Here is a 14,504-nt window from a genome sequence, read left to right as displayed (position 1 = left end):
TCCCATAGGACATGGCGTAGATTGCTTAGACTACTATGTAGCCAAGCAATCTTAGTACGTTACATCTTCTCTTCCAACTTGACATCCGGATACTTGTCCGCGAACCAACGTAGGGCAAAGTCGTTTTCAAAAAGGAAGACTGGTTGGTCAAAGCGGTCTTTGGCCAGGATGTTTCGACTAGATGACATACGCTCGTCCAGGTCATCTGGAGAAATCCAACGAACAGTCTTTTTGCCCATTGGTGTCATGACCACCTCAGCATTGTACTCGCCTTCCATCCGGTGCTTAAAGACTTCAAACTGGAGTTGACCAACAGCACCCAGCATATACTCGCCCGTCTGGTAATTGGTATAAAGCTGAATGGCTCCCTCTTGTACCAGCTGCTCAATCCCCTTATGGAAGGATTTTTGCTTCATGACATTCTTAGCTGAAACCTTCATGAAAATCTCAGGTGTAAAGGTTGGAAGTGGTTCAAATTCAAACTTGTTTTTTCCAACAGTCAGGGTATCCCCAACCTGATAAGTACCGGTATCGTAAACCCCGATGATATCTCCTGCTACAGCGTTGGTCACATTCTCACGACTTTCCGCCATAAACTGAGTGACATTCGATAGTTTAGCGCTCTTCCCAATACGAGGCAGATTGACACTCATACCTCGCTCAAATTCACCAGATACGATCCGAACAAAGGCGATACGGTCACGGTGACGAGGGTCCATGTTGGCTTGGATTTTAAAGACAAATCCTGAGAAATCCTTGTCATAAGGATCCACAATTTCTCCATCTGTTTTCTTGTGACCATGTGGTTCTGGAGCAAACTTAAGGAAAGTCTCAAGGAAGGTCTGCACCCCAAAGTTTGTCAGGGCTGACCCAAAGAAGACTGGTGTCAGCTCACCTGAAAGGATAGCTTCCTCAGAAAACTCATTACCTGCTTCATTTAGAAGTTCAATATCCTCTTTCACTTGCTCGTAGAAAGGATTGCTACCAAAAAGCTTATCCCCATCTTCTAGACTAGCAAAACGTTCATCACCTTTATAAAGTTCCAAGCGTTGGTTATAGAGGTCATACAATCCTTCAAAGGCTTTCCCCATCCCGATTGGCCAGTTCATAGGGTAGCTAGCAATTCCCAAGACTTCTTCCAGCTCTTGTAAGAGGTCCAGTGGCTCACGCCCGTCACGGTCCAGCTTGTTCATAAAGGTAAAGACTGGAATGCCACGGTGCTTCACAACCTCGAACAATTTCTTGGTTTGGGCCTCGATACCCTTAGCAGAGTCAACGACCATGACCGCAGCATCCACCGCCATCAAGGTACGATAGGTGTCTTCTGAGAAGTCCTCGTGCCCTGGTGTATCTAGGATGTTGACGCGTTTTCCGTCGTAGTCAAACTGCATAACAGATGAAGTAACCGAAATCCCACGTTGTTTCTCGATATCCATCCAGTCAGACTTGGCAAAAGTCCCTGTCTTCTTCCCTTTTACAGTACCAGCCTCACGAATCTCTCCCCCAAAATAGAGCAACTGCTCAGTGATGGTTGTCTTACCTGCGTCCGGGTGGGAGATGATGGCAAAGGTACGGCGTTTCTTAATTTCTTCTTGTAAATTCATTTTCTTCTCTTTCTCTCAATTTAGGATAATGGTGAATGTTCATTTTTCTTCTATTTTACATCGGAATAGCCCAATCCTTTCAACCTACCTATTATAGCGGATTTAAGCCTTTTTTTCAATTATCTAGAAAAGATAAAAAATCGCCCTTTCGAGCGATTCTATCCATTTTGTCAATAAAATTTCCTTTAAAACCTGACAATGAAACTACTAAAGAGAAAAATTGCAAAGAGTAAGATTAAACCCAGTAAATAGAGTAAACGTTTTTTTCTGCTTTCAAACTCTTCTTTCTCTTCAGCTGTCATGGAAAAAATGGCCTTATTCCGTTTCAAGAGATAGAGTATCAAGCCTTCTCCCCTTTGTCCTCCAGCTGTTAAGAAAGCCCAGAATTTGGGGTGTTTCATTCCACGAACAGAAGCATCTAGTTCAATTAGTTTAAACAGTTGATAGACAAACAGTCCATTTGTCACCACAAGCAAACCAATCAGAGTACATACATACCAAGTCATGATAAAACCTCCTATATTTTCCGAATAATCTGAGCCAAGATATAACCTGTCGTGCTGATGACTAGCGCCACCGCCAAGAAGGTCAGCAGATAACTTTTGGAGATAGGGATAATAAAAATAAAGAAGAGAAACAATAGGCAAATATTACATAAACAGGCCAATAAAATTTTCCGATTGCTTTTGACAGTATCGGTCGATTCTTCCAAGTGCTGAATCATACTCTCATCTCCTTTCAGTAATTCATCCAAGCTAACCTCATACAAATCGCTTAGCTGTAAAACATATAAAATATCCGGATAGAATTTTTCTGTTTCCCAATTTGAAATAGTTTGTCTTGAGACATTTAATTCTTCTGCGACACTTTCCTGTGTCATACCTGACAGCTGTCGCGCTTCTTTTAATTTTTTACCAATTTCCATTATCCTTCTCCTATCTTTCTAGCTTCATTCTACTCTTTTCATAGCTAAAATCTAGCAAATTTTTTTGACATTGGCTTACATCATGGACAAATCATGTAAAAAAATTTTCTCATTCCGTGATTTTATCTCAAAGTATATTGCAACAAAATACAATGTAAAGAGAGGGAACCTTTCCGATTCCCCCTCAATGATATTTATTATTAAAGCAAGTTCTAAATCGCGTTTTTATCTAAGCCCATTTTACGTTGAACAAACTTAACAATCTCTACAATGATAATCATAGAGAAGCTACCCAAGAGAACAACCGCCCATTGTGATAAGTCAAGCTTGGTTACATGGAAGATGCTTTCTAATGGATCGATAACAATCGTTGCTGCTAGTAAAATGAAGGAAACCAAGATAGACCAGTTGAAGGTCTTAGATTTGAATGGACCAACTGTCAAAATAGACTGGTAAACAGATTTCACATTATAAGCATGGAAGAGCTGGATCAATCCCAGAGTTGCAAAGGCCATTGTAAGCGCATCTGCATGGATTGCTTTTACATCGCCAATATGTACAGGATTGGCAATAGCATAGCCATAAACTGCCAACACCAGAGCACCTTGCAACAATCCTTGATAGATGATGGAGCTCATGACGCCACCTGAGAAGAAGCTAGACTTACGTCCACGCGGCTTATGAGTCATGACACCAGGTTCAGCTGGCTCAACACCAAGAGCAATAGCTGGGAAGGTATCTGTTACCAAGTTAATCCACAATAAGTGAACTGGCTGCAGGACATCCCATCCAAAGAGGGTTGCCAAGAAAATTGTCAGCACTTCAGCTGTATTGGCAGAAAGAAGGTATTGAATGGTCTTTTGAATGTTTGAGAAGACCTTACGCCCTTCTTCAACTGCGACGATAATGGTCGCAAAGTTATCATCCGCCAGGATCATATCAGAAGCACCCTTAGATACTTCTGTACCTGTAATCCCCATACCGATACCAATATCCGCTGTCTTCAGAGCAGGAGCGTCATTGACACCATCACCTGTCATAGCTACGACCTTACCTTGATTTTGCCAAGCTTTGACGATACGAACCTTGTGTTCTGGAGATACACGCGCATAAACAGAGTATTGGCCAACTACTTTTTCGAATTCTTCATCTGAAAGTTCGTTGAGCTCAGCACCTGTCAAGACATGGTCTTCAGAATCATTTTCATCAATGATTCCTAGACGCTTGGCAATCGCTTCAGCTGTGTCTTGGTGGTCACCAGTGATCATGATTGGACGGATTCCAGCTTCCTTAGCCACGCGAACCGCTTCTGCTGCCTCTGGACGCTCAGGGTCAATCATCCCAATCAAACCAGTGAAAATCAAATTGTTTTCAAGTACTTCAGAAGTTATGTTTTCTGGAATACTGTCAATAATCTTGTAGGCACCAGCCAGCACACGCAAGGCTTGGTGAGCCATTTCTGAGTTATTTGATTTAATTAGATGCGAAGTTGCATCATCAATCGCTGCAATATCTCCGGCCTTATCACGAGCAACACAACGTTTCACGAGTTGATCAGGAGCTCCCTTAACCGCTACAAGATAACGACCATCTGCAAGTGGATGAACAGTTGACATGAGCTTGCGGTCTGAGTCAAATGGCAACTCAGCAACACGAGGATATTGCTCTAAGAACCCTTTAACATCGTAACCCTTGTCCAAGGCATACTGGATGAAGGCTGTTTCAGTTGGATCCCCAATCAGGTTTCCTTCAGCATCAATCTTGGTATCGTTAGCCAAAACAACTGAACGAAGAAGAGGCATTTCAAGACCTAGTTCAATGTCATCAGAAGAGTCATGTAGGACTGCATCGTAGAAGACTTTTTCAACCGTCATCTTATTCATGGTAAGAGTACCAGTCTTATCAGAAGCAATGATTTCTGTTGAACCAAGTGTTTCTACCGCTGGTAACTTACGAACGATAGAGTTTCGTTTGGCCAAGACTTGAGTACCTAGAGCCAGAACGATGGTTACGATAGCAGGAAGCCCTTCAGGAATGGCTGCAACGGCAAGCGCAACAGACGTCATCAACTCACCGAGCGGATCTTTTCCTTGGATAAAGACTCCAACTACAAAGGTAACTGCTGCAATCACCAAGATAGCGTAGGTCAAAACTTTAGAAAGGTTATTTAGATTTTGTTTGAGTGGAGTATCAGTCTCATCGGCATTTTGTAGCATACCTGCGATATGACCCACTTCAGTATACATACCAGTGTTTACGACCACACCAATCCCGCGTCCATAAGTGACATTAGAGTTTTGGAAGGCCATATTAACACGATCACCGATACCAGCATCTTCAGCAAGCTCTACAGACAAGTCTTTTTCAACAGGAACAGATTCACCTGTCAGAGCAGCTTCCTCAATTTTAAGAGAGTTGGCTTCAAAGAGTCGCAAATCTGCAGGAACAACATCTCCAGCTTCTAAAATGACGATATCACCAGGGACCAGTTCTTTTGAATCCACTTCGGCTACATGACCATCACGAAGAACACGCGCTGCTGGACTAGACATAGACTTGAGAGCCTCAATAGCTTCCTCAGCCTTACCTTCTTGGTAAACACCAAAGGCAGCGTTGATGATAACAACGGCCAGGATAATAATGGCATCCGCAATATCTTCTCCACCAGATGTAACAACTGAAAGAACAGCAGCTACTATCAAGATAATAATCATCAAATCCTTGAACTGCTCGATAAATTTCACGAGGAGAGATTTCTTTTCACCCTCATCCAATTCATTGCGACCATATTCAGATAAGCGTTTTGCAGCCTCACTGCTGGTCAATCCCTCTTTAGACGTTCCCATCTCTTGCAAGACTAAGTCTTGATCCTGAGTATAGAAAGCTTGACGTTTCTGTTCTTTAGACAAATTGTCTCCTCCTTTTTATAGGGTCTCTTTAAAATAGAAAAAGAGACCTGTTTATTAAACAAGTCTCGCTATTTCATACAAGGCCGGAAATTGCTTTCGTATTGACGACCATGTAACGGTTATTCCGTTAGCTACTCCCTTGAGTTGTTTATCATTGTATCAAAATTTCTCTTTTTTCGCAAGAAAATCTTCTAGCTTCTTTGAAAATATTTCATATTTTTTACAACCAAGAAATTTCCATATGGTAATCAGCAAATAATCGTTCTCCATCAGGTGTTTTAAGCTGGTAATCCAGAAAAATGATTTGCTTATCTAAATCCAGATGATATCGTTGAGTATCCGTCATCAAGGTCTGTATCCCCATAGGAGTAGGCACCTCAACCAAGGCTCTGTCATCTTTGATGAACCGCATCAGAGTTTTAGGATTAGAAAAGCGGGTCATGGTCAATTCCGTATCATGAAATTTAAGCACCACTTTCTCGTCTTCCTCGTTTTTAAACAGTAAGTAATGATGATTACCTTTTTGAGTCCATTCAGCATCGTAAATTTGATCAATTAATTCTGTCTGACCATCTAATTGAATCTGGTTTTTCATCCGAATCTTCATAAGTTTTATCTCTCAATCTAGTCGTTTTCCTTTCTATTTTAACAAATTTTATCGGTTTTTTCTTCTTCTACTCTCTACAAAGCCATTTGTGTTATAATAGAAGCATGATTGAAAAAGTATTTCGTGATCCAGTTCACACCTATATCCATGTGGACCACCAAGTTATTTACGACTTAATTAATACTAAAGAATTTCAACGACTACGCCGCATCAAGCAACTGGGAACATCTGGTTACACTTTCCATGGTGGTGAGCATAGCCGTTTTTCGCATTGTCTGGGGGCCTATGAAATCGCCCGACGGATTACCAAAATCTTCGATGAGAAATATCTTCAAACCTGGGACAATCACGAGTCTCTTTTGGTAATGGTCACTGCTCTTCTACACGATGTAGGACACGGAGCCTACTCTCATAGCTTTGAGCGTTTATTTGATACCGATCATGAAGAAATCACACGCCAGATTATCACAAGTCCTGAAACCGAAATTAATCGTGTATTGACTCAGGTTTCACCAGATTTTCCTGAAAAAGTGGCCAGTGTCATCAACCATACCTATCCTAACAAGCAAGTGGTTCAGCTGATTTCCAGTCAGATTGATGTGGACCGGATGGACTATCTCTTACGAGACTCCTTTTATACTGGTGCTTCCTATGGTCAATTTGACTTAACCAGAATTCTACGGGTCATACGACCAGTTGAAAACGGGATTGCCTTTCAACGTAATGGTATGCATGCCGTGGAGGATTATGTGGTCAGTCGTTATCAGATGTACATGCAGGTTTATTTCCATCCAGCTAGTCGAGCCATGGAAGTTTTGTTGCAAAATCTATTAAAAAGAGCCAAATTCCTTTACGAAGATCAGAAGGACTTCTTTAAACTAACTTCACCCAATTTACTGCCTTTCTTTGAAAAGAGATTTAGTTTGCAAGACTATTTAGCTTTGGATGATGGAGTCATGAATACCTACTTCCAAAGCTGGATGACCAGCCCTGACACCATCTTATCTGACCTTGCTCAGCGATATGTCAACCGAAAAGTTTTTAAATCCATGATTTTCTCAGAGGAAAATGAAAAACATCTGGATGTCCTACGCCAGCTTGTCAAACAAGTTGGTTTTGAACCAGATTATTACACTGCTATTCATCGTAATTTTGACCTTCCATATGATTTTTATCGTCCAGACGTTGAAAAGCCACGTACTCAGATTGAAATCATTCAAAAAGACGGTAGTTTAGCAGAATTGTCTAGCCTTTCTCCAATTGTCCAGTCTCTTGCGGGTACACGTCAAGGGGACAACCGTTTCTATTTCCCTAAAGAAATGTTAACTGATGCTGGCTTGTTCAATGAAAATAGCCAAGCTTTTCTAAGCTATATGAAAAACGATACCTTTATTTACGGAGAATAAGATGTCTATTCAACTAGTCGCCATCGATATTGATGGCACCTTATTAAACAACAAAAAAGAAATCACTCCAGAAGTCTTCAGTGCTATCCAGGATGCCAAGGCTACTGGTATCAAAATCGTTATTGCAACTGGACGTCCTATTGCCGGTGTTCAAAAACTCCTCGAAGAGCTAGAGCTTAATCAGCCAGGCAACTATGTGATTACTTTTAACGGTGGACTGGTACAGGATACTGTCACAGGTCAAGAATTAATCAAAGAAACACTGTCCTATGACGACTATCTGGATATCGAACTACTCGGACGAAAATTAGGTGTCCATATGCATGCCATCACCAAGGACGGCATTTATACAGCCAATCGAAACATCGGCAAGTACACTGTTTACGAGTCCAATCTGGTCAGCATGCCGATCTTCTACCGTACACCTGAAGAAATGGCCAATAAAGAAATCGTTAAGTGCATGTATATTGATGAACCGGAAATTTTGGATGCGGCTATTGCTAAACTGCCACCGGAATTAACTGAAAAATATACACTAGTTAAGTCAGCTCCTTTCTATCTGGAAATTGTCAAAAAGACTGTCAATAAAGGGGCTGCTGTTCTGCATCTGGCTGAAAAACTTGGCTTAAGCAAGGAGCAGACCATGGCAATTGGCGATGAAGAAAACGACCGCGCCATGCTAGAAGCGGTTGGCTCTCCTGTTGTCATGGAAAACGGCAAGGAAGAACTCAAGAAAATCGCCAAATATATCACCAAATCAAACGACGAATCCGGCGTAGCATACGCCATTAGAGAGTGGGTTTTAAAATAATGTTTAGTTACAAAATTGGAATTTCAGCTCAGGAACACGACGATTTTGTCACGGCTCATCCCCAGGCCAATCTCCTGCAGAGTTCAGCCTGGGCTCAGATCAAAGATAACTGGGCTAATGAGCGCTTGGGCTTCTATAAAGACGACCACTTGGTTGCTGTAGCCAGTGTCCTGATCAAACCACTGCCCTTGGGAATGACCATGCTTTATATCCCTCGGGGTCCCATCATGGACTATAGTGATAAGGAGCTACTGACCTTTGTTTTGGCGTCGCTCAAGAAATTTGCCAAGGAGAAAAAAGCGCTCTTTGTCAAATTTGACCCCAGCCTCTTTCTGGCAGAAAGCAAAATGGGCGGCGAAATGCAAGACAAGTCAGGGACAATTGAGTTGATTCAAGATCTGCAACAAGCAGGAGCTGTCTGGGTCGGACGGACTGAGTCTCTGGACGAAACCATCCAGCCTCGCTTGCAGGCCAATATCCATAAAGAAGATTTCAGCGAGGATCTGCTTTCTAAGAGTACTCGCCAGGCTATTCGTACAGCCCGTAACAAAGGCATTCAAATCCAATTTGGCGGAGCAGAATTACTGGATGACTTTTCAGGCCTGATGAAGAAAACGGAAAACAGGAAAAATATCCACCTGCGTGGCAAAGACTATTACCAAAAACTCTTGGATACTTATCCCAACCACTCCTACATCACCTTGTCCAGTATTGATCTAAAGGCACGATTGGAAGACTTGCAGGCTCAGCTGACCAAGACACTTAAAGAAGCAGAGAAATTTACCGAGAAAACCAAGCCCGGCAAGATTGAGAATAACCAGCAAGAACAGAAACGCCTTCAAGAAGAGATTGACTTTTTGCAGGACAAAATCAGCCAAGGTGCTGCTGTTGTTCCCCTGTCTGGCACCTTGGTCTTAGAATACGGCAAGACCTCTGAAAATATCTATGCCGGAATGGACGAGGAGTACCGCCGTTACCAGCCAGCCATTATCACTTGGTACGAAACGGCCAAACATGCTTTTGAGCGCGGAGCTGATTGGCAAAATATGGGCGGAATCGAAAATGATCTCAAGGGCGGTCTCTACAGTTTTAAATCCAAGTTCAATCCGACCATTGAAGAATTCGCTGGTGAGTTCAACCTGCCAACTAATCCTCTTTACCACCTCTCCAATCTGGCCTACACTATCAGAAAGAAACTGCGCAGCAAGCATTAACAGAAAGGAAGCCTATGACCTTTAAACTTCTCAGCCAAGAAGAATTCATCCAGCATACCTCAGCTAGCTCCCAACGCTCCTTTATGCAGACCGTGGAAATGGCAGAGCTGCTGAGCAAGCGTGGCTTCAGTATCCAGTACCTCGGCTACACTGACCCGCAAGGGAAGGTAGTGGTGTCAGCTGTCCTCTACAGCATGCCTATGACTGGCGGCCTTCATATGGAAATCAACTGCGGTCCTGTCTCTACCAATGCTCAATACCTGACCCCCTTCTATCAAGCTTTGCAAGCCTATGCTAAAAAAGAAGGTGCCCTAGAGCTCATCATCAAGCCCTATGAGACTTATCAGACTTTTGACAGCAATGGCCAGCCCACATCTGATGAAAAGGTCGAGCTTATCCAGCAACTGACTGATTTGGGCTTTGACTTTGACGGCCTGCAGACAGGCTATCCAGGCGGGGAGCCTGATTGGCATTATGTCAAAGACCTAGCTGGTCTGACGGAGAAAGACTTGCTCAAGTCCTTCAGTAAAAACGGCAAGGCGACCGTCAAAAAGGCTAACACCTTTGGTATCAAGCTAACAAGGCTGGAACGTGACCAACTCAGCATTTTTAAAGACATCACAGCTGCCACTTCTGACCGACGGGAATATGACGACAAGCCACTAGACTACTATCAAGATTTTTATGATAGCTTTGGACAGCAGGCTGACTTCATGACAGCTAGTCTTAACTTCAAGGACTATCTTCAGAACTTACAAAAAGATCAAGAGAAACTGGGCCAGAAAATCCAAAAGCTACAAACGGACTTGGAAAACAATCCTCAATCTGAAAAGAAGCAAAACCAGTTGCGAGAGCTTTCCAGTCAGTTTGACAGCTTTGAAACCCGCAAAGCTGAAGCCCAAGAATTGATTGACAAGTACGGCGACCAAGACCAAGTTCTGGCTGCTAGCCTCTTTATCTACACCCCTCAGGAAGCAACCTATCTTTTCAGTGGCTCCTATCCTGAGTTTAATAAATTCTACGCTCCTGCCCTGCTGCAGGAATACGTTATGACTGAGAGCATCAAGAGAGGCATTCCATTTTATAATTTCCTCGGCATTATGGGAATTTTCGATGGTTCTGACGGTGTTCTGCGCTTCAAACAAAACTTCAACGGCTTCATAGTTCGAAAAATGGGAACTTTCCGTTATTATCCTAATCCTCTTAAATTTAAAATCATTCAGCTCATAAAGAAAATTTTAAGACGTTAAGATGCGTAAATCTAAAATATACAAAAGGACCGGGAACATGATTCCCAGTCCTTTTGTATATTTTATAAGGCTTTCGCTTCTGTATGAACGATGCTATCCACATGAATCTGATTGTCTTCAAATTTTTTCTTGAGCGCTTCTAAATCCACCTTGCCATCAATTTGAACTTCAATGACAACTTTACCATCTTTTCTCGGTATATTAACGGTATTTGAAATGTTCAGGTTTTCTTCCACCAATAAGCGAACAATATGTTCCAAAACACCGACTTCATCTTCAGTAACAAAGCGCGCTCGAACTCCTTCTTCTCCGTAACCAGATACTTCTAAAAAGGCTTTAAAGATATCTCGATCCGTTATCACACCATAAACTTGCTCATTGTCCACGACTGGAAGAATGCCGACTTTATTTTTCAACATCAGGTAAATCGCATCTTCTAGACTGGCATATTGGGATACCGTGATGACCTTTCGAATCATGACATCCTTAATCTTTGTTTTGTTGAGGAGGTAGTTCATCTCATAAATGGATAGACTAGTTGCTTTAGATGGGCTAGCTTCAGCAATTGTCCCTTCTGTCACAAGACCAACCAATTTATCATTTTCAATAACTGGCAATCTGTGCAAACCTTGCTCTCGCATAATATCTGCTGCGTGAGCAACCGTCGTATCAGGACTAATATAAACGACTTTGCGTGTCATAAAATCTTTTACTGCCATAAGAGTCTCTCCTCTATTTTTTCTTTCTTTTATTATACTGTTTTTTTTTCGCAATTTCAAACGCTTTCATCATTTTTCTTACTTTTTCAAAATTAAGAAAAATCCAGCTATTGGCAAAATTGGAAGAACCTCAATGAAAAACTACTGGAGAATTACTCAAGTTTCTAAAAATTATCTGGCTTAAGCTTAAGACTCATTCTATTCAAAATCACATTTTTAAATATAAATAATCTTATAATCAATCTATCCGCCCTAATATATAAGAGTATTCTTCAAAACTTTGTGATTTCTCCTGCTTATTCAAATTAAATTAATAAAAAGCAGAATAGGAAAGATCTACTGTCATTTCTATCCTAACAACCAAGATCTTCAACCTGAAACAATCCACCGGAAATTCTGACGAAAACTTGGTTTTCTTTATCTGCAACTTAAAAAGGTCCATTGGACCTTTTCAAAATGTTAAGTTACTTTCGTAACTTTCTATCAACAACCTAAAAATGTCTCCCAGACAGTTTGAAGAAAACTCGCTGCCACGAATTCCCATCTGCAACCTGAAACAATCCACCCGGGCATCTTGATGAAAACTTGGTTTTCTTTATCTATAACTTAAAAAGGTCCACTGGACCTTTTTAACCACCTAGATATGCTTTGCGGACTTCGTCTGAGGCGAGGAGTTCTTGACCTGTTCCGGAAAGAACAATTTTACCAGTCTCAAGTACGTAGCCACGATTTGCAATAGAAAGTGCTTTATTGGCATTTTGCTCAATAAGGAGAACTGTTGTCCCTTGTTTCTGGATATCTTGAATGATGTCAAAAATTTCTTGAATGAAAATAGGTGCCAATCCCATAGAAGGCTCATCCAAAAGAAGTAGTTTAGGAGTAGACATCAAGGCCCGTCCCATCGCTAGCATCTGCTGTTCTCCACCAGAGAGAGTTGCAGCATCTTGGTTTTTACGCTCTTCCAAGCGCGGGAAACGAGAAAAGACCTTCTTCAAGTTGGCTTGATTTTCTTCTCGATTTGTTTTGAGGAAGGCTCCCATTTCTAGATTCTCCATAACTGTCAAACCTGGAAAGACATGGCGACCTTCTGGAACCTGAGAAAGACCAGCTGCTACGATTTTCTGAGCAGGGACCTTCTGGATTTCATTTCCTAAAAATTCAATTTTACCAGCACTCGGACGAACCAAGCCAGAAATCGTCCGAAGGATGGTTGTTTTACCAGCACCATTAGCACCAATCAAAGAAACAACTTCTCCTTCATTGACTTCAAAGCTGACATCACGGACAGCCTGAATCATGCCATAGTGGACTGATAAATTCTCAACTTTTAACATAGTCATCAGGCTTCACCTCCTAGATATGCTTCAATAACTCGTTCGTTGCTCTTGATCTCATCAGGTGTGCCATGAGCAATCAAACGGCCATATTCCAATACATAGATTCGTTCAGTAACTTCCATAACCAAGCTCATATCATGCTCAATCAACATAATGGTAATGTTGAATTCGTTTTTGATACGGCGGATTAGCTCGGTCAATTCTGCTGTTTCTTGTGGGTTCATACCAGCAGCCGGCTCATCCAAAAAGAGAATTTTGGGTTCGGTAGCCAAAGCACGAACAATTTCTAGACGTCGTTGTTGTCCATAAGCTAAGTTTTTGGCCAAAGTCTCAGCTTCCTTGTCCAAGTCAAAAATCTTCAGCAAATCCAAAGCCTTATTTTTCAAGTCTTCTTCATTTTTATAGAAAGCTGGTAGGCGGAAGAAGGATGCAAAAGTATGCGGCTTGTGGTGATTCCCAAAAGCAATCAAGACATTATCTAAAACAGTTAAATCTTTAAAGAGACGGATGTTTTGGAATGTACGTCCAAGTCCGAGCGATGCAATTTTATATGGAGCTTTGCCATTTAGCAAGTGACCATCTAAAGTCACCGTCCCTTCACTTGGCTCGTATACCCCCGTCAATAAATTAAAGAGTGTTGTTTTACCAGCACCATTCGGACCGATAAGTCCAACTAATTCACCTTCATTAAGCTCTAAAGTCACATCACCAACAGCTGTCAGACCACCAAAATGTTTCGTTAAATTTTTTACATCAAGAAGTGCCATTATTCTTTGACCTCCTTATCTTTTTTTAAAAAGCGCGACAATTGCAGCTCCCAAGTACCTAGAAGTCCACCTGGACGGAAGATCATAACTAAGATAAGAGCGAGTGAATAGATAATCATTCGAATGCTTGAGAACTCTTGCAAGAGCATATTCAAGACACCTAACACAATTGCTGCGATAATTGTTCCAGTCATCGATCCTAAACCACCAAATACAACAATGATTAGGACATTGATCGTGTTGGTAAAAGAGTAATCCTTAGGCACAACTGCTCCGATAAAACCAGCCTTCAAAGCACCTGCAATTGATGCAGTTATCGCCCCAAAGACAAAGGCAACGACTTTAGCCTTAGTTGTGTTAACACCTACAGACTCTGCCGCAATCTCATCTTCACGGACAGACAAGGTTTTGCGCCCCAGAGGACTCCGCAAGAAGTTCAATGTGAACAAAGTCGTAATAACAACAAAGAAATAAACCATCTGCCAGCTAGTAAAGCCAGGAATACTTAAAATACCAGCAGCACCATTAGTAACTTCTCCACCATTCACAATCAAGATACGAATAATTTCAGATACTCCAAGAGTTGCAATGGCCAAGTAGTCTCCCTTTAGTCGAAGTGTAGGAATCCCAACTCCCAAGGCAACAAGTCCTGCAATGAAAGCCCCTAGTATCATAGCAGCAAAAAAGGCAGGATAGGTTGGAGATTTTGTTCCAATGATCGCAACTGCATAGGCTCCAATAGCCATGAAACCAGCATGGCCTAGAGAAAATTGCCCTGAGAATCCAACAATCAGGTTGAGACCAACCGCTAGAATAATGTTAATACCGATTTCTTCTAAGATTTGCAAATGGAAGGCGTTCAGTATTCCTCCACCAGCTAAAACAGTAATCAAGACAAAGCCTGCAAGAATTAAAGCAAGCCATAGAAGATTTACTTTCAGATTTTGCTTCATAC

At 41.7% G+C, this 14,504-nt stretch carries 13 protein-coding genes; 4 read left to right on the top strand and 9 right to left on the bottom strand.

Annotated features, from left to right (window positions below; all coding sequences use genetic code 11):
* Window positions 1–59 precede the first annotated feature (59 nt).
* The 5 genes from HMPREF0847_RS00430 to HMPREF0847_RS00410 form a co-directional block, all read right to left on the bottom strand.
* A complete protein-coding gene (locus HMPREF0847_RS00430; RefSeq protein ID WP_008809543.1) occupies window positions 60–1,604 on the bottom strand; it encodes a peptide chain release factor 3 in 1,545 nt (514 codons plus the stop codon).
* Between the two features lie 185 nt (window positions 1,605–1,789).
* A complete protein-coding gene (locus HMPREF0847_RS00425; RefSeq protein ID WP_008809544.1) occupies window positions 1,790–2,110 on the bottom strand; it encodes a hypothetical protein in 321 nt (106 codons plus the stop codon).
* Between the two features lie 11 nt (window positions 2,111–2,121).
* Window positions 2,122–2,529, bottom strand: coding sequence for a helix-turn-helix transcriptional regulator (locus HMPREF0847_RS00420; protein ID WP_008809545.1), 408 nt, complete (start codon window positions 2,527–2,529; stop codon window positions 2,122–2,124).
* A 212-nt stretch (window positions 2,530–2,741) separates the two neighbouring features.
* Window positions 2,742–5,438, bottom strand: a complete 2,697-nt coding sequence (locus HMPREF0847_RS00415; RefSeq protein ID WP_008809546.1) for a cation-translocating P-type ATPase — start codon at window positions 5,436–5,438, stop codon at window positions 2,742–2,744.
* Between the two features lie 220 nt (window positions 5,439–5,658).
* Complete coding sequence (locus tag HMPREF0847_RS00410; RefSeq protein ID WP_008809547.1) at window positions 5,659–6,045, bottom strand: DUF1934 domain-containing protein; 387 nt, start codon at window positions 6,043–6,045, stop codon at window positions 5,659–5,661.
* A gap of 104 nt (window positions 6,046–6,149) precedes the next feature.
* Between HMPREF0847_RS00410 and HMPREF0847_RS00405 the strand changes: the two genes are divergently transcribed.
* Genes HMPREF0847_RS00405 through HMPREF0847_RS00390 form a run of 4 tightly spaced genes read left to right on the top strand, consistent with a single transcriptional unit; the run spans window position 6,150 to window position 10,726 of the window.
* The gene (locus HMPREF0847_RS00405; protein WP_020992576.1) at window positions 6,150–7,451 is read left to right on the top strand and encodes an HD domain-containing protein; all 1,302 of its coding nucleotides are present in this window, start codon (window positions 6,150–6,152) and stop codon (window positions 7,449–7,451) included.
* 1 nt (window position 7,452) lies between these two features.
* Window positions 7,453–8,262 carry a sugar-phosphatase gene (gene yidA / locus HMPREF0847_RS00400; RefSeq protein ID WP_008809549.1) on the top strand — a complete coding sequence of 270 codons (810 nt, stop codon included), beginning with the start codon at window positions 7,453–7,455 and terminating at the stop codon, window positions 8,260–8,262.
* Entirely contained in the window at window positions 8,262–9,476 is a 1,215-nt protein-coding gene (locus HMPREF0847_RS00395) for an aminoacyltransferase (protein ID WP_020992575.1), read from the top strand. The genes yidA and HMPREF0847_RS00395 overlap by 1 nt, the downstream gene beginning before the upstream one ends.
* A 14-nt stretch (window positions 9,477–9,490) precedes the next feature.
* Window positions 9,491–10,726, top strand: coding sequence for an aminoacyltransferase (locus HMPREF0847_RS00390; protein ID WP_008809551.1), 1,236 nt, complete (start codon window positions 9,491–9,493; stop codon window positions 10,724–10,726).
* Window positions 10,727–10,788: 62 nt separating this feature from the next.
* Here the strand turns inward: HMPREF0847_RS00390 and HMPREF0847_RS00385 are convergent, their stop codons facing one another.
* The 4 genes from HMPREF0847_RS00385 to HMPREF0847_RS00370 all read right to left on the bottom strand — a co-directional run bounded on the left by HMPREF0847_RS00385 (window position 10,789) and on the right by HMPREF0847_RS00370 (window position 14,502).
* Window positions 10,789–11,445: a CBS domain-containing protein gene (locus HMPREF0847_RS00385; RefSeq protein ID WP_008809552.1), complete on the bottom strand. Its 657-nt coding sequence runs from the start codon at window positions 11,443–11,445 to the stop codon at window positions 10,789–10,791.
* Window positions 11,446–12,074: 629 nt separating this feature from the next.
* Window positions 12,075–12,785 (bottom strand): ABC transporter ATP-binding protein, encoded by a 711-nt coding sequence (locus HMPREF0847_RS00380; RefSeq protein WP_008809553.1) that lies wholly within the window; start codon window positions 12,783–12,785, stop codon window positions 12,075–12,077.
* Entirely contained in the window at window positions 12,785–13,549 is a 765-nt protein-coding gene (locus HMPREF0847_RS00375; protein ID WP_008809554.1) for an ABC transporter ATP-binding protein, read from the bottom strand. The genes HMPREF0847_RS00380 and HMPREF0847_RS00375 overlap by 1 nt, the downstream gene beginning before the upstream one ends.
* A complete protein-coding gene (locus HMPREF0847_RS00370) occupies window positions 13,549–14,502 on the bottom strand; it encodes a branched-chain amino acid ABC transporter permease (protein ID WP_008809555.1) in 954 nt (317 codons plus the stop codon). Before HMPREF0847_RS00370 ends, HMPREF0847_RS00375 begins: the two co-directional genes overlap by 1 nt.
* Between the last annotated feature and the right edge of the window lie 2 nt (window positions 14,503–14,504).

It is taken from the genome of Streptococcus sp. 2_1_36FAA, from assembly GCF_000161955.2.
Lineage (GTDB): Bacteria > Bacillota > Bacilli > Lactobacillales > Streptococcaceae > Streptococcus > Streptococcus gordonii.
This window is presented reverse-complemented; position numbering and strand designations above follow the sequence as displayed.